An 18,984-nucleotide genomic window follows, 5' to 3' on the forward strand; every position below is an offset into this window, starting at 1 on the left:
GCACGTTCACTGTGAATGTCGTCGACGATGTGCCAGTTTCCACCGGCGCGATCATCAACATATCGATCGACGAAGACATGGCAGGTTCTTCGATCACAGGCAGCCTTGAGGCTCTGGTCTCGACCGGCGCCGATGGCGTCGGACGGTATGGCGTCGACTTGAACACTCTCTCCCCGAGCCTGACTTCGCTGACCTCAAACGGCGTCGCGCTCGCCTATACGGTGGTCGACAACACCTTGATCGCCAAAGCTGGCTTGGCGACGATCTTCACGCTCGCCGTCAATGCGCAGACAGGAGCCTATACCTTCACGCAGGTGGGTGCGCTCGACAATGTCGATAGACTGTTGATCAACGGCCACGCGATCACCCCGGCTACGGCGCTTGACACCCCCGGTTCCCATTTCGCGCTTGCGGACGTGGGAGGCAGCAATCTCGCCTTCGAAGGCCGATTGGCCGACGGCGACGCAATTATCCGCGTCACCAACGACAGCAACACGGACCGGACCTGGACCCTCGACAACCACGGCGCGGGACCGGACTACGTCCTCAACATTCCGGCGCACACGACCTGGTATGTGAATGTCGGCAATGTCGCCGACAACACGAAGTTCGATCTCGACGGAAGCGGCGCTCCGAACGGCAATACAGTGGTCAACCCGGGCCACGGTGACAATATCGTCGCCATCGATAGCGACACGTCCTTGGCCCTCGATCTTTCGTCGACGGTGACGGTGACCGACGGCGACGGCGACAGCGTCGCGCTCAACGGTCAGCTGATTGTCACGATCAACGACGACGTGCCGGTTGCCACCGGCGCGGCTCAGACGGTTACCCTCTCGGAAACGGGCCTTCCGGTCGTCGACGTCGATTTCGCCAGCTTGAACATCAATATCGGCGCCGACAGCAAGAATACCCATATAGAGATCGGCAGGGATGGTAATGGAAATCCGATCATCAACAACGACCTCACCTCCGACGGCGTGCCTTTGGAATACCTCGTTCGCACGGCGAATGGCGTCGATCAGGAAATCGTTGCGTTCAAGGCCGGCGATACGGCCGATCATCCGGTCTTCATCGTCAGCGTCTTGCATCCCGGCAGCTTTGCCGCGACGCTCTTCCAGAACCTCGATCACCCGGCTGACAGCGACAATATCTCGCTGAACCTCGTCGCTCGCGTCTTCGACGGCGATGGCGACTACGTCGATCAGCCCTTCACCATCAATGTTGCCGACAGCGCTCCGACGCTGGTTGCCAACACGACGGTCTCCGGCGACGTCGTGGAAGGTGGCTCGACGCTTGAAACGCACAGCTTCGCGTCGGGTGCGGTCAATCTTGCCATCCCGGACGTCAGCACGATCACCTCGACCATCACGGTACCCGCTGGCGGAAGTATTCACGACGTCAACGTGTCGATCAATCTCACTCACACGTTCATGGCAGACCTTGAGATAACGCTGATTGCCCCGGATGGCACCAGGGTTCGGTTGGTTGACGACAATGGCGAAGGTGGAGACCCGAACGGCACCATCAAGTTCGACGACGAAGCGGCAAGCTCCTTTACCGCTGCCACCCAGCCATATGCCGGTACATGGCGTCCGGCGATCGACCAGCTTTCCCTGTTTGACGGGAAGAGTATGGCGGGAACCTGGACGCTGGAAATAAGGGACGATCTTGGGGCCGATGTAGGCACCCTGCGCAACTGGAGCCTCGAGATCGAGGCCAGCCACGATGTATCGTCTAACACCATCGATCTTTCCTCGCTGGTTTCCGTTGGTGCTGACGATGCCAACGGCGCGGCGGTATTCGCGCTGAAAACCATCGCAACCGCGGAAAATCTCGGCACGGTTACAGCCGGCGGCCAGCAGGTGAAGGTGATTTCCGACGGAACCACACTGACCGGTTATGCCGAAGGTGCGCCGGCAACGCCGCTCTTCACCCTGACGGTTTCGGCAAATGGCACGGCGACCTTCACAATGCACGGCGAATTCGATCACGCCGCCGGCAGCGATAATCTTTCGCTCGATCTTAGTGCCTATGTTCAGGCGTTCGACGGCGACCACGATGCAGTGACGCTCGGCACCGGCCAGTTCGTCATCAATGTCGCAGACAGCCTGCCGACGGCAATCGATGTGGCTGCTGCCATGTCGGAGAACGAAAGCAAGAGCATCACATTGACCGAAGGTACTCACTACACCTTCGGCGCCGATGTGAGTGGCGCTGCTCTTTCCCTCGGCACGCCGAGCTACACCGGGGTTCCCGCTGGGCTCATTCTGGGTACACCGTCGATCACGCTCGGCGCCGACGGCAACACGATCTCGATTGTCCCTGGCACGGCCTTCGACGGCCTGGCGACGGGCCAGACCGCGGTCCTGCACATTCCGTACACCGTGACGGACGGCGATCACGACGCGGTCACGAAGGCTATTGCGGTCACGATCACCGGCACCAACGATGCGCCGGTTGTCAGCGACGCCGTCACCGGCGCGGCGACAGAGGATGGCACAGACGCGACGCTTGACGCGCTTGCCCGTGCAAGCGACGTCGATGTCGGCACGATCCTGTCGGTCACCGGCGTGCCGGGTATTCTGCCGGCCGGCGTGATCTACGATGCGGCGACGCATTCCTTCACGCTCGATCCGAGCCACTCGGCCTACCAGTCGCTGGCGGCTGGCGAGACGACGACGGTTACGGTGAACTACAGCGTCTCCGACGGCGCGGTATCGACACCTGCCTCGGTCTCCTGGACGATAACCGGCACCAACGATGCGCCGGTTGTCAACGGCGCAGTCACCGGCGTGGCGACAGAGGATGGCGCAGGCGTCACGCTTGACGCTCTTGCCAATGCAAGCGACGTCGATGCCGGTACGACCCTTTCTGTCACCGGCGTGCCGGGTACTCTGCCGGCCGGCGTGATCTACGATGCGGCAACGCGTTCCTTCACGCTCGATCCGAGCCACTCGGCCTACCAGTCGCTGGCGGCTGGCGAGACGACGACGGTCACGGTGAACTATAGCGTCTCCGACGGCACGATCTCGACACCCGCCACCGTCTCCTGGACGGTAACCGGCACCAACGACGCACCGGTTGTCGATCTCAATGGCGCTGGCGTCGGGAATGATGCCACAACTACGGCGGTCGAGCAGTTGGGTCAGCAATTTGCCTCACAGGCAACGCTCGGCGATGTCGACTCCTCGACACTGCAGTCGATGACCCTGACGCTCGCTCACAATCTGGATGGGGCAGCCGAAAGCATGACGCTCAACGCAGCCGCAACGGCAGCGGCAAATGGTTTGACGGTCAGCTACGTCAACGGCATCCTGTCGATCAGCGGTACGGCATCGATCGCCACCTATCAAACGATCCTGAGAAACGTGGTCTACACCAACAGCAGCGATAACCCGGATGCCTCGATCGATCGAACTGTCACCGTTGTCGTCAACGACGGCCACGATAACGGTGCCGCGCAGGTCGCAACCATTCACATTCAGCCGCTCAACGACGCGCCGGTCGCCCCGGCCGTGACGCTGGCAGCGATCGCCGAGGACAGTGGTGCGCATCAGATCACGACGGCCGATCTTCTGGCCGGTGCGACGGATGTCGACGGTGACACGCTGACGGTGAGCGGCCTTTCGGCCTCGTCTGGCACGCTGATCGACAATGGCAACGGCACCTGGACCTTCACGCCTGCGGACGATGACGACACTTCGGTCAGCTTCAGCTACACGGTGTCGGACGGCGCGACGACAGTTCCTGGCAGCGCGACACTGGACCTGACACCGGTCAACGACGCGCCGGTCGCGGCGAACGACAGCTATTCGACCGACGAGGACATGACGCTGCACATCGAGGCCGGCGGTGTTGTGGCCAACGACAAGGACGTCGAGCAGGATGCGCTGTCGTCGATCCTGGTCGCCGGGCCGTCACACGGCACGCTGGCGCTCAACGTCAACGGCGCCTTCGACTACACACCAGATGCCAACTACAACGGCACCGACAGCTTCACCTACAAGGTGAACGACGGCACGGCCAATTCCGCGGTGGCAACGGTCAACATCACCGTCAATCCGGTCAACGACGCGCCGGTCATCGGCTCGAACGGCGGCGGCGCTGCGGCTGCGATCTCGGTTGCCGAGAACACGACGGCGGTGACGACGGCGACGGCGACGGATGTCGATGCAGGCTCGACACTGAGCTACTCGATCACCGGCGGCGCGGATGCTGGGAAGTTCACGATCAATGCTACCACAGGCGTGCTCTCCTTCGTCAGCGCCCCGAACTTCGAGGTACCGACCGACGCCGGCGGTAACAACGTCTACGACGTGCAGGTGCAGGTCTCTGACGGCACGTCCACGGACACGCAGTCGATCGCGGTGACGGTGACGGACGTCAACGAAGGATCCGTCGCGAAAGGCGAAACTATCATCGTCAATGGGGGGAATAATTCTAGCTTCCAGATCCCGGATTGGGCCTTGCTCGCCAACGACAGCGTGAACTCGGGCTCCCTTTCCATTTCCACCGTTTCGTCTACTGATTTCGCCTCCGGTCAGACCGACCACGACATCGATTCCGTGACCCTGAAGGACAACATGTCGCTAGGGGGGACGCTGACTTATTCCCTTAGTGGCGGCGGTTCTGTGACGGATACCGTCAAGAACTTCAGTTTGGGGACGAGCACGCTCACAGGAACCTCCGGGGATGACGTCATAGTCAGCCGCAGCAATGGCGATCTGCTGATTGCCGGCGCCGGTGACGATGTGTTGCTTGGCAATGACGGTGATGACACGCTTCGTGTTGGGACCGGCAGGGATATCGTTGACGGCGGTTCGGGAACAGACATTCTGGATCTGTCTGCCGCGACGTCCGGTGTGGCGTTTACCTTGACGCAAAGCTCGGCCTTCACGACCACTGACCTTACGTCTTCGGGTCTAGGTGTGGTCAAGTACGCAAACATCCAAGGAGTTCTCGGTACGAACTTCGTAGATACCATTAGCGGCTCGTCCGATGCCGACGTCATTAAAGGCGGCGCCGGAAACGATGTCATCGACGGTGGCGCGAACGGCGATACGTTGATAGGCGGCAATGGCCAGGATACGCTTACAGGTGGCACCGGCAATGATGTCTTCGTGTTTGACAAGAACGATACCGGCTACGATGTCATCACCGACTTCGACAGCACCAGAGATGCGTTGAATTTCGTCAACTTCTCCCTGGCGAATGATGGTTCTGGTTCGATCAACTCAGCTGTCACCGTGACCACCGTTGGCAATGGTCTGTCTGCGCAAAGCATCTCCGGTGCAGACCTTGTTGTCTTCAACGTCAGCGCCAATTCGGCCAACTCTGCCAGTGAAATAGCCAGCTTGCTCGCTGGTCAGAAGGGTACGTTTAGCGGCGGTGTCTTCGTTCTCGCCTATTCAGACGTGCTTGGTAGCAACAGGGTTGCCTTGTATTACAGCTCGGACGCAGACGGGTCGAATGGAACAACGTCGTTGGTTGCGGTCTTTGACAACTATACTAGCGTGATTTCGGCTGGGGCGCCAAACTCTGCTGGGAGCTATTACCTGTTGTCGAATGCCATCGACCCCATCATCCTCGACCTCGACCACAACGGCGTCGCGCTGACCTCGCTCGACAACGGCGTGCAGTTCGACATCAATGCCGACGGTCACAAGGATCAGATCGCCTGGACAGCCGGCAGTGACGGCATCCTGGCGTTCGATGTCGACGGCAACGGCAAGATCGACAATGGCAGCGAGATCTTCTCGCCGCACTTTGCCGGTGGCAGCTATGTGGACGGCCTGGCGGCGCTTTCGACGCTCGACAGCAACCATGACGGCAAGATCGATGCGACCGATGAGGCCTTCTCGAAGCTCACCGTCTGGCAGGACCTGAACCACAATGGCATCACCGACAGCGGCGAGCTTTCGAGCCTGGCGGATCATTCGATCAGCAGCGTCTCGCTCGATGCCAACGCTTCCAACGCGGAGATTAATGGCCAGTCGATCCTTGCCGATGGCGATTACACCCTGACGGACGGCTCGACCGGCCACTTCGTCGAGGTCGCCTTCGACACGACGCTCGGCGGCAGCGAAAATGGCAGCAATGCTTACTCGCTAATAGGCAGCGACGGCGACGACACCCTGTCGGGCAGCGGCGGCATGTTCACGATATCGGGCGGGGCAGGGGCTGACACCTTCGTGCTCGACGCCGATGCCCTGAGCGACGTCAAGCTCGCCGATGTCATCACCGACTTCAAGGCAAGCGAGGGCGATACGCTCGACGTTTCCAAGCTCCTCGACAGCCTGCTCGGCCATGAGGCAAGCGAGGCGGAGGCACTCGCCAGCGTCAAGACAACGGTCAGCGGTGCAGATACGGTGGTCAGCGTCAATGCCAATGGCGGCTGGCACGATGTGGCGGTTCTCCAGAACACCACTGAAGCGGTCAAGATCCTCTTCGACGACAAGCACGACACGACGACGGCGCCGCACGTCGGCTGAGTTCGCGCAAATCAAAGGAACAGGCGCCCAGGACAGCCTGTGCGATAAGTCCGCCAAATCAGTTAGTCTGGCCGCATTGGAAACGATGCGGCCATTTTCATGGGTTATGTTTCAGGAACGGATCGAGGTCAGGCATGTTTGCTACCTGATCGGATTGAGGATTATGTTGCCGCGAATGCGGCTGTGCGCGTGATCGATGCCTTTGTCGATCGGCTGAACATGGCCGAACTTGGTTTCCAGCGTGCGGTTGCGCCGTCGATTGGGCGACCGTCTTACAATTCGCGCGATCTTTTGAAGCTCTATATCTACGGCTATTTCAACGAGGTGCGCTCGTCGCGTCGGCTGGAACGGGATGCCGCCGCAACGTTGAGGCCATGTGGCTGATGCGGCGCCTTGTCCCCGACTTCAAGACGACTGCCGACTTCCGCCGTGACAACGGGTCCGCGATCGTCGATGCTTGCCGTGCTTTTGTGCTGATCTGCCGAGATGCGGGATTGTTCACGGCCCGCCTTGTCGCGCTGGACGGCTCGCTCTTTCGGGCCGTGGCAAGCGCGAAGAAGATCCTGGCCGGCGCGAGATCGAGGAGGCCCGCGACCGCCTCGATCGCAGGATCGCCGATTATCTCTCAGGTCTGGATACGGCCGACGCCAGCGAGCCGGACGATGCCGGCGGTGCGGTGGAAAGCGCCATGGCGATGCTTGAAAGCCGCCGGGGCGAACTGGATCGCATGGCAGGCTTGACGAGACAGGGCGCGCGACCGTGGTCGAGGGCGAAGCGGATGCGCGCCCGATGGGCCAGGGCGACGAAGGACGTGCTTTCCCTCGACAGCCTGACGGTGGTCGCCGATGCCGGCTATTCCAACGGCGCACAGGCAAGCGCCTGCGAGGACGATGGCATCACGCCCTGCGCCCCGGCCAACCGCACCGTCAACAACACGGGTGACGGCACGCTGTTCGACCGCACCGCCTTTGCCTACGACGTCATGGCAGATCGGTTCGTCTGCCCTCAGGGCCGGATGCTCGAACGCAAGCAGGTCATGAACAGGGACCGCCTGGTGTTCTATGCCAAAGCCGGACGACTGTGGCCCTTGCATTCTCAAATCGCGCTGCACCACCGGCTCAAGACGCCATGTCAGCCGGCACTTCGATGAGGATGCGCTCAACAGGATGAAGGAACGGGCTACCCCGGAGATGATGCGCATCCGCCGTTCTGCCGTCGAACACCCGTTCGGCGCCATCAAGCGAATGATGGCGGGCGGCCGTTTCCTGACAAGGAACCTCAAGGGCACCAGAACCGAAATGGTCCTCTCAATCCTCGCCTACAGTATCATGCGCACCATCAACACCAAGCCGACACCCGCCTACACGAAACACCCAAGGCAAATAAGGCCCCGGTCAAAACCGAGGCCCCAAGAGGTTTTCACACAGCCTGCGGAGACCGCCATTTTCTTGTTCTTGCAGATCGCTTAGATCATGCGGCAGGCAGCCGCGACATCGGGATGGCGTCTTCGCTCTCGCCGCCGCGCTGCATGGCCATTTCGTCGGCCAGTTGGCGGATATGGTTGAAGTCGGTCGCTCCCTCGAAGACCGCGCCGCCGAGGCGTACGCCGATCGTCATCGGCGTGCCTTCGGCCGAGAAGGAGGCCTCGGCCACGCGCCGGCGGATACGCGTGCCGACATCCTGGGCATTCTCAACTGTCGCGCCTGGCAGAAAGACGCCTAGTTCGTTCGTGGCGAGGCGGGCAACCAGATCGCCCTTTCTGACCGAGGACTGGATGATCGCAGCAAGCGACTGCATGACCGTGTCGGCCCATTGCGGACCGTAGCGCCGGCTGATCTCGTCGAGCGTATCGATGACGACCGCGATCATCACGCCGCCTGCATCGGTGGCGATTCGCTTGCGCCGGTCGATGTAGTGTTCGACGGCCGCGGCAAAGGCCGTGCCGTTCAGCGTCTTGGTCACGCTGTCGTGGCGCGCAGTATAGTTAACCGTTTCCTGCAGTTTTCGGAGCTCGCTGACCTTGAGCTGCAAGATCAGAAGCAGCGGAAATGCAACAAAAAGCGAAATTACGCCGGCGCCGGTAAATCCTACCAAAAATGGTTGATCCGGCATGAGAAGGTTTAAGATAAGTAAAACGCCGACGGATCCAGCCGCGTAGCAGACAGCGCCGAGGGTGGCGATCCGAAGAGCTGAAACGATTGTGGCGGAAGAGTAACGCTGGCTGAAATTCATCGGGGTTCATGTCCGTTTGAAAGTAATGCCAGATAAACAGGTTCGGGCAAAGCCCCCGTTAAAAAATCCTGTAAAATTCTCGCTTTAGGCAGTTGTCCACCGCGATTAACTGTCTTGACAGGAATGCTCGCCGTCGCGATTGGAATGTGGAAAGATTGGTGTTACTTCTTTGCCGAAGAAAATCTTTGGTATACGGGTGCGCTGGGTGAATCTTTGATGTTGAGGGGCATCGATCTTGTTTAAAGGCAAAAGAATTTTTGCAGCATTGTCTGCTACGGTTGCTTTCAGTTGTTCGTTTTATGCTGACGCCAGTGCGATATCTCTGCAGCAGGCCATCGAAAGAACGATGAAAACGAATCCGCAGATCTTGCAGGCTGCGAAGGATCGTGAAGCTGTCGAGTTTGAACTTCGCCAGGCGCGCGGTTTATACTTGCCATCGGTAGATCTGGAGAGCGGAATCGGGCGTCGTCGGCTGTCGAATGCCAGCTCCGGTTCGCTGAGAGATGATAATGACTATCTGTCGCCGAGCGATGTTGGTCTTACGATCTCGCAGACACTTTATGATGGCGGCAGCCGCCGCGCTCAGGTCGAGCAGCAGGCTTCTCGCGTCGATGGCGCCTCCTTTCGGGTCCTCGAACGCTCTGAGTCGCTCGCCCTCGAAGTGACGCAGGACTATCTGGAATACGTGCTCCAGAACCAGATCGTGGCCGCTGCCAAGCAGAACGTCGCCTTCCACACGCAGATGGTCGGCGATATCGACGAGAGCATCAAGGGCGGCGCCCTGACGGACGCTGATCGCCTGCAGGGCAGCGAGCGTTTGCAGGCCGCCAAGGCGCGGCTGCGTGAAGCGCTCGAAGAGCTCGAGCAGACGAAGATCCGCTTCCTTCAGGTCGTTGGCGAGCCGATCACCAATGCGCAGACGCCGCCGTCGGTCGGCAAGTTCGTGCCGAAGACATTGAACGATGCGGTCTTTGTTGCTGGCAAGAACAGCCCGCGCATCTATTCGGCCAATGCGGATGTCAACGCAGCCGATGCCGGCGTTCGCGGCGCGCGCGCCAACTTCCTGCCGAAGGTCAACCTTGAAGGCACGGCCCGAGTCGGCAACGACATCGATGGCGATGAAGGCAACACCAACGACTACCAGGTCCGCGTCGTTGCCCGCTGGAACCTCTATCGCGGCGGCATCGATGTCGCCCGCGAGCAGGAGCAGATCCGCCGCGCCGGCGAGCAGCGCTATAATCTCGCCCAGGTCCAGCGCGAAGTCGAGCAGTCGGTCCGTTCCGCCTGGAACGAACGTGTCAGCCGCGGCGAGCTTTCCGGCATCCTGAACAAGCAGGCCTCGATCAACAACCAGCTCGTCGGTTCCTACCGCGAGCAGTTCAAGGTTGGTCAGCGCTCGCTGCTCGATGTGCTCGATGCGCAGAATACGAAATTCAACACGCAGGTTCTCGCCGATACCGCGCGCGTTGCCTCGCAGTTTGCCGAGTACAAGATCCTGGCGGCATCGGGCAATCTGCTTCAGACGATGAAGCTGAAGCCGGTCGATCAGTCCAAGCCTTATGCGCGGGAAGAGTTTGCTGTCCCCGCGAGTGTCGCGAATCCTGGATATGTCGAGCTTGATTCCCATCAAAAGGCTGGCATGCCCCTGGATCTCCTAGCGCCAATTCGACAGCAGTAGTCGAGATGGCCATGGAACAATGCTGAACGTAGCACTCGAGACTTCCAGCAGCACATCGCTGCAGACATTCAAAGCCGCGTTCAAATCCGTGGCCGCGTTCTATGGCCGACCAAGCTCCGACACGGTCCTCTTCTCCGGTCTTCCGGATGAGGTGACCGAGTCGCTTGAGGTTGACGATGTCGAACGCATGGCCGAGCGGATCGGCCTGCAGGTGATCAAGCATCAGGAACGCGAATGTCGCCAGGGCAATTTCGATTGCCCGGCGATCGTGGCGTTTGCCGATGGCAGCGTGCTGCCTGTGCTTGAGGTCGCCGAGGACGGCTGCTATGTCACGGATATCGTTCCCATTGCCGGCAATCCGATCCGACTGACGCGCGAGGAATTCCTGGCGCTAAAGCCGCAACTGGCATTTGCCTTTACGCTTTACTATCAGAATGCCTCGGAAGAGGCGCTGGTCGGCAATGCCGTCGAGATCGAGAAGCGTCATTGGTTGGCCACGACGCTTGCGCCTTACTGGCGCACTTATGTCCGCGTCATGGTCGCGGCGCTCTTCATCAACCTTATTGCCCTCGGCTCGCCGCTTTTCACGATGAACGTCTATGACCGGGTGCTGCCGAACAAGGCGATCCCGACGCTCTGGGTCTTGGCTGCGGGCATCTCGCTTGCCTATATCTTCGACTTCCTCTTGAAGACGGCGCGTTCGTCGCTCATCGATTATGCCGGACGCAAGGCGGATCTGCGCCTGTCGCAGCTACTGTTCGATAAGGTGCTGAATTCCACGCTCGCCTCGCGGCCGATGTCGACAGGCGAATATGCCAACCGCGTGACGCAGTATGAATTCGTTCGCGAGTTCTTCACTTCGAACACGATCGGCGTGCTGATTGACAGCCTTTTCGTCTTCATCTTCCTGGCAGTTATCTATCTGATCGCGGGCTGGCTGGTGGTCATCCCGGCCGTGGCATTCGTGCTGTCCGTGATCATCGGCCTCTACGCGCAGGCGGCGATTGGCAAACGCATGGCGACCGCCGCCAACGAGGCCTCGCGCCGCCAGTCTCTGCTGGTCGAGACGATCTCGACGATCGAAACGCTGAAGAGCCTGCGCGCCGAAGCGACGATGCTGCGCCGCTGGCAGGAGCTGAGCAAGTATTCGAGCCGCACCAGCGAGGATATCAAGCATATCTCGACGAATGCCATCAACATGACGATGTTCATCCAGCAGATGGTGAGCGTCCTGATCGTGATTGCCGGCACCTACGAGTTCTCCGAGGGTCGCATTGCCATGGGCGCGATTGTCGCGACGGTCATGCTGGCGAGCCGTGCCGGCGCACCGCTCGGCCAGATCGCCATGACGCTGGCACGCTTCCGCCAGGCAACCATGTCGCTACGCATCCTCGACAAGATCATGGAACAGCCGGACGATCGCCCGTCCACGGTCGGCTTCGTCAACCGCGAGATTACGCGCGGCGCGTTCAGTTTCCAGGATGTGTCCTTCCAGTATCCGGGCTCGGACTATCCCGTCATCAACAAGCTGTCCTTTACCGTGCAGCCGGGCGAACGGATCGGCATCATCGGCCGCATCGGCTCCGGCAAGACCACGCTCGGCCGCTTGCTCGACGGGCTCTTCTGCCCCTCGGGTGGCCGGATATTGATCGATGGCGTTGATATCCGCCAATACCACATGGCCGAGGTCCGCTCGGCGGTCGCCGTGGCTGGCCAGTCGTCCGATCTCTTCTCGGGCACGGTCAAGGAGAACCTACTGATCGGACGCGCCGACGCGACCGACGAGGAACTGCTCGAGGTCGCCCGCATGACCGGTGTCGACGAGTTCGTCGGCAACCATCCTCGGGGCTTCGACATGCCGGTCGGAGAGCGCGGCACCAACCTATCGAGCGGCCAGAAACAGGCGCTGACGATCGCCCGTCTGCTGCTCACGAAACCGAAGATCGTGTTTCTTGATGAGCCGTCGGGCGCCATGGACCTGGCCACCGAGCGCAACCTGATTGCGCGCCTGTCGAAGGCAATCAGCCGTGACACCACGCTGTTGATCGCCACCCACCGCTACAGCATGCTTGAGCTTGTCGACCGTCTGATCGTTATCGACAAGGGCCGGATCATCGCAGATGGGCCGAAGAACGCGGTGATCGAAGCCATGCAGCGCAAACCGGCGGGGGCGCAGCCATGAGCCTCAGCAATCGTCACGACAATCCTCCGCTTCTCGCCCGCGGCATTCTGGCGTTGGTCGCCCTCGTCATTGCGAGCTTCATCGCCTGGGCGGCGATCGCTGATATCAACGAGATCGCCCGCGGCGAAGGCAAGGTCATTCCCGTCTCCAAGACGCAGATCATCCAGTCTTCGGAGCCCGGCGTCGTCCAGCAGATCGCCGTCGTCCTCGGTCAGGTTGTCCGAAAGGGCCAGCTGCTCGTCCAGCTCGACAACACGACAACGACGTCCACCCTTGGTGAATCCGTTGCCAAGGCACGCGCGCTCGGTGCCAAGGTGGCCCGATTGAAGCTCGAGGAAGCCGGTCAATACAATACGCCGTTCATTTGCCCGGAAGAGATTTTGGCCGTCGCCAAGGATGTCTGCGCAAACGAGGAGCAGCTTTTTGCCGCCGATCGTGCCAGCTACCAGAACAAGCTCGGGGTGCTGAAGGAACGGGTTCGCCAGCGCCAAAACGAACTGAGCGAAGCGCACGCCAATATCGACCGGCTCGAGCAGAATATCGATGGCGCACAGCGGCAATACGATCTCATCAGCCCGCTGGCGAAGAAGAAGCTGGTCGCCCAGACCGAAGTCTTAAAGACAGAGCGCGACCTGACCGACCAGCAGGGCCAGCTCAAGGTCTATCAGGAGAGCATCGACCGACTGCAGGCGGCAGTGCAGGAAGCCAAACTGCAGCTCGGCGATCTTGCCCTCGAATTGCGTCAGCAGGCGCTGACCGACAAGGCGCAGGCGCTGGCCGAGCTCTCGGTCGTCGACGAAACCATCCGCGGCGCGTCTGACCGCGTCAAGCGCACCGACATTCGCTCGCCCGTCGACGGCATCGTCAACACGCTGGAGGTCAACACGATCGGCGCCTATGTCGATCCCGGCCGCGTCATTGCCGGTATCGTGCCGACCGCCGATACGCTGCTGGTCGAAGCCAAGATTTCGCCGCGCGATGTCGCCTTCGTGCGTCGCGGCCAGCCGGCCGTCGTCAAGATCACGGCCTACGATTTCTCGATCTTCGGCGGCCTCGAGGGTATCGTCGAGAACATCTCGGCCGACAGTCTCGTGGAGAAGGAAAAGGGTGAGACCTACTATCTGGTGCAGGTCAAGACCGACAAATCTGCCCTGGAGCGTGACGGCAAGTCCTATCCGATCATCCCCGGCATGGTTGCCTCGGTCGAGATCATGACCGGCAACAAGACGGTGCTCAGCTATCTGATGAAGCCGATCAACAAGGCGCGCAGTGAAGCGCTGACGGAGCGATAGGATGCTGATCGTCAAGCCAGGCAGCAATGCACTCTCCGAGCTTGAACCGATCGATGAGCCTTTGCCGGCCATCGGCGCCGATGAGATCGAGCCGCGCTTCCGCGCTGTCGTCGGCCGCGGCGGCGAGCGACGTGGCATCCGCCTCGAGCGGATCTACTGGGATGGCCTCGGCCGCATGTCGTCGGCCGGCAAGATGAGCACTGCCGACCTCGTGCACTATACCGCCTCGCAGATGCCCGAGTCCGGCAACCTCGCCTCGCTGCTGCGCGTCCTTAGCTTCAAGTGGGCGCTGCGCCGGCTGGATACCGTCGAGGACGCCTCGTCGCTGGCAAACGTCAACGCCATCATTCAGGCGTCGCCGTCGCCGACCATCCTGCTGACGCAGGAAAAGAAGATCCAGCTCTTCAACGATCCCTTCCTGACCATGCTGCGCCAGCGGCTTCCGCTTGGTGATGCCGCGCATTTGACGAAGAGTTTGCGGTTCTCGATCGACACGCAGATCGACGAGGCCATCGCCACGCTCTATCGCAACCGCGGCAAGACGCTGAACACCGGCTTCACCATTGCCGTCGGCTCGGCCGCAATGAAGGGGCAGATCAATCTGGCGCTGGCGCCAACGCACGAGAAGTCGATGCTGATCGGCTACATCTCGCGCTACTGATCGCCAATTCCGGACATGAAAAAGGCGGCCGAACTCCAGCCGCCTGTTTTTCTATGTCTTGCCAGTAACCTCTCAGAACGCCACGCCTTCGCCCGGAGCCGCCTTTTCCAGCGGCATTGCGGAGGCGACCTGCTTGGCGCCGGTGCGCGTTCCGTGGAGGTAGCCCTTGCCGTCCGCAATCGAGTAGAGCGGCACGTAGTCGGGCAGCTTCGTATCGGGCAGAACCTCGTCGCGCATGTTGTCCAGGATGAAGCGATTGCCGTTGACCGCGACGGAAAGCACCGCGTGGTAGAAGCGGCGTTTCTGATCGAAGAGCACGACGACGGACATGTCCTTGAGATTAATGCCCTCGGCGTGCAGAGCCGCCATCTTCAGGATCGCGAAATCCTCGCAATCGCCCTGCTGGCGCGAGAGCGTTTCGGCGGGCGTCGCCCAGTAGTCGGCCACCTTGTAGGTGTCGATGTCGCGTCTGTAGCGGATCGTGTGGTTGATGGTGACGTTGACCGCGTTCAGCTTGTCGCGGATCGAGGATTGCGAGGTCTTGGTGAAGGTAACCTTGATCGCGGTCGCGGCCTCGGAGCATTCGCCGGCGCTGCAGTTGATTGCCGTTCCATCCGTCATTTCCGACAGGGAGGGTGCGAACTTCTTCAGAGCAGCGAGCCGCTTGAACGGAATGGCGACGGTTCCGAATGCGGCGCTGCCGGTCGGCACAGCAATCGCCGGACGCGCGGCCGGCTGCTCCGGTTCGACGCTCTCCTTCACCCAGCCGGCCGGCTCGGGCTGCAGCGAGCGCGTCAGCGCAGCAACGTCGATGGTGCCGATGGCGTTTGTCGCCAGGCTGAGGAGATGAGCGACACCACCAAGGGTCAGCGCGCGGGCGGTTTCAGCAGCGAAGTCAACGGAGTACATTGCGCCTGACATCTGTGAAGACGAAAGCGCGGAGGCCGACGAAATATTCGGCGAGAACGCAAGGGAGAATGCAGAGAAAGCAAAAGCGGCGATATTACTTGTTTTTATACTGCGCTTCATGGATCGTCGTCTCTCGGTTGGTTGAGAGAAGCGTACAAAACAGCTATAAAAATCAGGTATTTAAGCGTGGATAAGGTCGGTATAAATTATCCATTCAAAAGAACATAAAAGTTTAGTGTGTCCATCAACCAAGTTTGGGCGAAGGGTTTGCTTTCCGGTGTTGCCTGTGCAGATATGAAATCGTGCCAAAAGGCCGGAAGAGGCCGCGATTGCGAGAGTGGGGGAACAGGTGACAGTGCAGTCAATCGAGCAGGTGCAAGGCTCGCATGGTTTACGCTCGACACGGCAAGTGTCGCCTTTGGAAGGCGTCGGTTCTCTGAAACTCATCAAATCTCTTCTCGCAATGTCGATCGTCGTCGCCTGCGGGATGCTCACGGGCTGCCAATCCGACGTCGATGGCGTCGCCAAGAATGTGAAGACGAATGACATCAAGGCGCCCTCGAGCGAGGTCGAGGAGAGCTTCGGAGAAACCGGAGCGGAGATCACGCTGCTGCTGCCCAAAGGCGCGACCGGCATCTACGACGGCGCCGCGCGTGATGTGCGCGACGGCGCCGGCCTCGGCGTCGGCGAACTCGGCGGCAACCAGATCTTCGTGAAGGTTGTCGACGTGGCCTCCGGCGCTCCTGCGGCCGCGACCGCGGTCAGTGCTGCCAAGGCTCGCGGTTCCGTGCTCCTTGTCAGCTACGCATCACCGGCTGTCACCTCGGCAATTGCTGCGGTCCCGGCCGACCAGCGTCCGCCTTTGCTCAATCTGGGCGCGCCGGTGCCTCCAACGTCAGGTAATGTCTACAACTTCGTATCCGATGAGATCGACAGCGCCATCGAAGGTGTGCGGGCAACCTCTGCCAGCGGCCATAAGAAGGTGCTGGTTTTCGCACAGAGCGACTTTCCGGCTGCGGGCGAGGAACGGCTGGCAAGCGCCATCCGCGCCGGCGGCGGTACCTATCTGGGCCTCGCCCGCTACGATCTGACCGATGCTGCCGCCGCTGATGCGGTCAAGAGAGCCAGCGCCTATCTGCAGAACACCGACACCGTGCTTGTTCTGGGGAAAACGGTGATCACGACGACCATTGCCGGTGCTGTGAAAGCAAGCGGCAAGACGAACGTTACCTTCGTCGGCACCAGCGCCTGGCCGCCGCAGACTTACTCGGATCCCTTGGTGGCAGGCACGGTGATCGCCATGGTCGAGCCCGAAGGCGCGACGCTGATCGCCGAGCGCTACCAACGGCACTACAAGCGCACCCTCTCCACCGAGGCGGCTTATGGCTACGACGCTGTGGCCGTTGCCTCGGGCATTGTCCGGACAAAGGGGCCGGAGGGGATGAACGCGCAGAACCTGACCAGCAAGGTCGGCTTCCGTGGCGTCACCGGTCTCTTCCGGCTGACGCCTGCCGGTATGGTGGAGCGTAAGATGAGCCTCTATTCCCTCAGCGGCGGCAAGCTCAGCTTGCTCGGTGCCACGCCGGCGTCGTTCTGACGACGGATTCTGCAGGGGCTCTTGCGGAGGCATCTGGCTATCGCTCAAGCGCGGTGCCGCCTCCCTAATCTCCTCATTCTTGTGCTCGTCACAGGAATCAGGTGCCCCCAGGGCCTTGGGTGTGGAAGACTCCCTTCCAACGAATGAGTCAGCCGCGGCGCGGACGCGCCGTGGCTGGATTTCTGTCGCAAGGACAGGAATGAGGGAGCCCCTAGTGCCACCCAATACCGCGCGCCGCGGCAGGTCGAAATCCGATCCGCCGCACGCGCGCCCTGTCAATCACCTCCGCCCGCTCGCCGACGCGAAGAAAGGCTCCGGGCTTTCCACCTCAACGAGCCGCCGGCGCTCGATCTGCCAGAACCGGTTGCCGATGGTCCGCACAAAGCTGCGGTCGTGGGAGACCAAGAGACAGCTCACCTGATGGGCCATGAGTTCGCCCTCCAGTGCCTCCTGCCCGTCAATGTCGAGGTGGTTCGTGGGCTCGTCGAGCAAGTAGAAGTTCGGCTCCGCCAGCCGCAGGACCAGCATACCGAGGCGCGCCTTCTGACCGCCTGAAAGCCGCCCTACGGGACGCGACTGCATGTCGATGGTCATGCCGGCACCTGCCAGCAGCGCTCGCGCCCGCTGATTGCCGACGTCGAAACGGCGGATGATCGTCTCCATCGGCGTGTCCTCGTCCTTGAGGTCGGCAAGCGCCTGGTCGCTGTAGCCGAGCACCAGGGAAGGTGTCGCCTTGATGCCGTCCTGCGCGGTCTCGGCATTGCCGATCGCCTTTCGTAGCATCGCAATCAGCCGCGACTTGCCCGCGCCGTTCTCCCCGAGCAGCACGATCCGGTCACCCTGGCAGATGAACTGCTTGCCGGTCCGGAACAGCGGGGTGCCATCCGGCGTGTGGACCTCGGCGTCGTCGAGCGTTACCAGCACTTTGGCATGTGTGCCGCGGTTGCCGAGCTTGATCGCACCGGCCGATCGCTCGAGATGGGCCGGCTTGGCGGCGTCCTCCAGCTTCTCGGCGCGTTGCTTTAGCTGCTTGGTCTTGACCACCAGCAGGTCGCTGCCGGAGTTGATGCCGATGTTGTTGAGCTTCGCGGCCTGCTTTCGCAGCTGCTCGGCCGTCTTCATGTCGCGCTCGTAGCGTCGCTTGTCGGCCGCATCCGCCTCGTCCAGCGCCGCTCGCGCGCGGCTGTAGGGCAGGGAAAAGACCTGCGATTGCTCCGGCCGTAGAAACAGCGTGCGATTGGTGACGGCATCGAGAAAGGCGCGGTCATGGCTCGAGATGACAACGGGCACGTCGCGGGGCAAGGCATTCAGCCAATTCTCAAGTGCGGCGATCTTGCCGAGATCGAGGTGGTTGGTCGGCTCGTCAAGCAGCAATGCGTCCGGCTCCATCAGCCAGGTGCGCGCCAGCATCGCCAGCCGCTGCCAGCCGCCGCTGAGCAGCCCGACCGGGCGGCTGCGCAAGGCTTCCGGCACGTCGAGCGAATCCAACACGATGTCGACGCGCCAGCTTTCGTTCGCCTGCTGGTCGGCGGGCAGCGCCTGCAGGACGGCATCGTGGAACGGCACGTCAAGCAGCTCGGCCGGCACGTTCTGCTCGACATGGCCGATCGTCAGGCCGCGCGAGCGCGTGATGTCGCCATGAGTGGCCTCCATGGCACCTGAAATGCAGCGCAGCAGCGTGGACTTACCGCGGCCATTCGCGGCGACGAGCCCGAGGCGATCTCCTGCATTGATGACGAGGTCGAGCTTGGCAAAGAGCGGCACGCTCAGGGTGACACCGAGATTACGGATATTGATAAGGGGCATGATCTTGCTCTGGTCTTGCCGAGCGATCACACGGGCGAGGGCATGCAGCCTTCGTCGCGTGCGTGTGCTCAAGCTCGATGGATGATAGTTGCAGTCGAACTGAATGCCCGAACTGCTGCCACGAGGGGCAGAC

At 61.2% G+C, this 18,984-nt stretch carries 12 protein-coding genes; 9 read left to right on the top strand and 3 right to left on the bottom strand.

The genetic code is table 11. From position 1 onward, the window contains the following. Positions 1–29 precede the first annotated feature (29 nt). From K9B32_RS28090 to K9B32_RS29205, 4 genes are all read left to right on the top strand, one after another. Positions 30–6,494, top strand: coding sequence for a tandem-95 repeat protein (locus K9B32_RS28090; protein ID WP_224568473.1), 6,465 nt, complete (start codon positions 30–32; stop codon positions 6,492–6,494). A 189-nt stretch (positions 6,495–6,683) separates the two neighbouring features. Next, complete coding sequence (locus K9B32_RS28095) at positions 6,684–6,878, top strand: transposase (RefSeq protein WP_224568475.1); 195 nt, start codon at positions 6,684–6,686, stop codon at positions 6,876–6,878. A 73-nt stretch (positions 6,879–6,951) separates the two neighbouring features. Next, positions 6,952–7,644 (top strand): hypothetical protein, encoded by a 693-nt coding sequence (locus tag K9B32_RS28100; protein WP_224568477.1) that lies wholly within the window; start codon positions 6,952–6,954, stop codon positions 7,642–7,644. After that, positions 7,556–7,963: a transposase gene (locus tag K9B32_RS29205; RefSeq protein WP_224568488.1), complete on the top strand. Its 408-nt coding sequence runs from the start codon at positions 7,556–7,558 to the stop codon at positions 7,961–7,963. Before K9B32_RS28100 ends, K9B32_RS29205 begins: the two co-directional genes overlap by 89 nt. A gap of 1 nt (position 7,964) precedes the next feature. Here the strand turns inward: K9B32_RS29205 and K9B32_RS28110 are convergent, their stop codons facing one another. Continuing rightward, positions 7,965–8,588, bottom strand: a complete 624-nt coding sequence (locus K9B32_RS28110) for a GGDEF domain-containing protein (protein WP_224568490.1) — start codon at positions 8,586–8,588, stop codon at positions 7,965–7,967. Positions 8,589–9,042: 454 nt separating this feature from the next. Between K9B32_RS28110 and K9B32_RS28115 the strand changes: the two genes are divergently transcribed. The 4 genes from K9B32_RS28115 to K9B32_RS28130 are packed head-to-tail and all read left to right on the top strand — an operon-like array spanning position 9,043 to position 14,539. Continuing rightward, positions 9,043–10,404, top strand: coding sequence for a TolC family outer membrane protein (locus tag K9B32_RS28115; protein WP_224568534.1), 1,362 nt, complete (start codon positions 9,043–9,045; stop codon positions 10,402–10,404). Positions 10,405–10,423: 19 nt separating this feature from the next. Further along, positions 10,424–12,586 carry a type I secretion system permease/ATPase gene (locus K9B32_RS28120; RefSeq protein ID WP_224568492.1) on the top strand — a complete coding sequence of 721 codons (2,163 nt, stop codon included), beginning with the start codon at positions 10,424–10,426 and terminating at the stop codon, positions 12,584–12,586. Next, a complete protein-coding gene (locus tag K9B32_RS28125) occupies positions 12,583–13,878 on the top strand; it encodes an HlyD family type I secretion periplasmic adaptor subunit (RefSeq protein ID WP_224568494.1) in 1,296 nt (431 codons plus the stop codon). Before K9B32_RS28120 ends, K9B32_RS28125 begins: the two co-directional genes overlap by 4 nt. A gap of 1 nt (position 13,879) precedes the next feature. Beyond that, positions 13,880–14,539 carry a ribbon-helix-helix domain-containing protein gene (locus K9B32_RS28130; protein WP_224568496.1) on the top strand — a complete coding sequence of 220 codons (660 nt, stop codon included), beginning with the start codon at positions 13,880–13,882 and terminating at the stop codon, positions 14,537–14,539. Between the two features lie 72 nt (positions 14,540–14,611). Here K9B32_RS28130 and K9B32_RS28135 read toward each other — a convergent pair whose 3' ends face one another. Then, positions 14,612–15,448 (bottom strand): transglutaminase-like cysteine peptidase, encoded by an 837-nt coding sequence (locus tag K9B32_RS28135; RefSeq protein ID WP_224568498.1) that lies wholly within the window; start codon positions 15,446–15,448, stop codon positions 14,612–14,614. Positions 15,449–15,797: 349 nt separating this feature from the next. Here K9B32_RS28135 and K9B32_RS28140 point away from each other — a divergent pair, with 349 nt between their 5' ends. Further along, the gene (locus tag K9B32_RS28140; RefSeq protein ID WP_224568500.1) at positions 15,798–17,045 is read left to right on the top strand and encodes an ABC transporter substrate-binding protein; all 1,248 of its coding nucleotides are present in this window, start codon (positions 15,798–15,800) and stop codon (positions 17,043–17,045) included. 279 nt (positions 17,046–17,324) lie between these two features. Here K9B32_RS28140 and K9B32_RS28145 read toward each other — a convergent pair whose 3' ends face one another. Then, complete coding sequence (locus K9B32_RS28145; RefSeq protein WP_224568502.1) at positions 17,325–18,851, bottom strand: ABC-F family ATP-binding cassette domain-containing protein; 1,527 nt, start codon at positions 18,849–18,851, stop codon at positions 17,325–17,327. Positions 18,852–18,984: the final 133 nt, after the last annotated feature.

The organism is Rhizobium sp. 3T7 (assembly GCF_020166565.1).
In the GTDB taxonomy this organism is placed as follows: Bacteria; Pseudomonadota; Alphaproteobacteria; order Rhizobiales; family Rhizobiaceae; genus Rhizobium.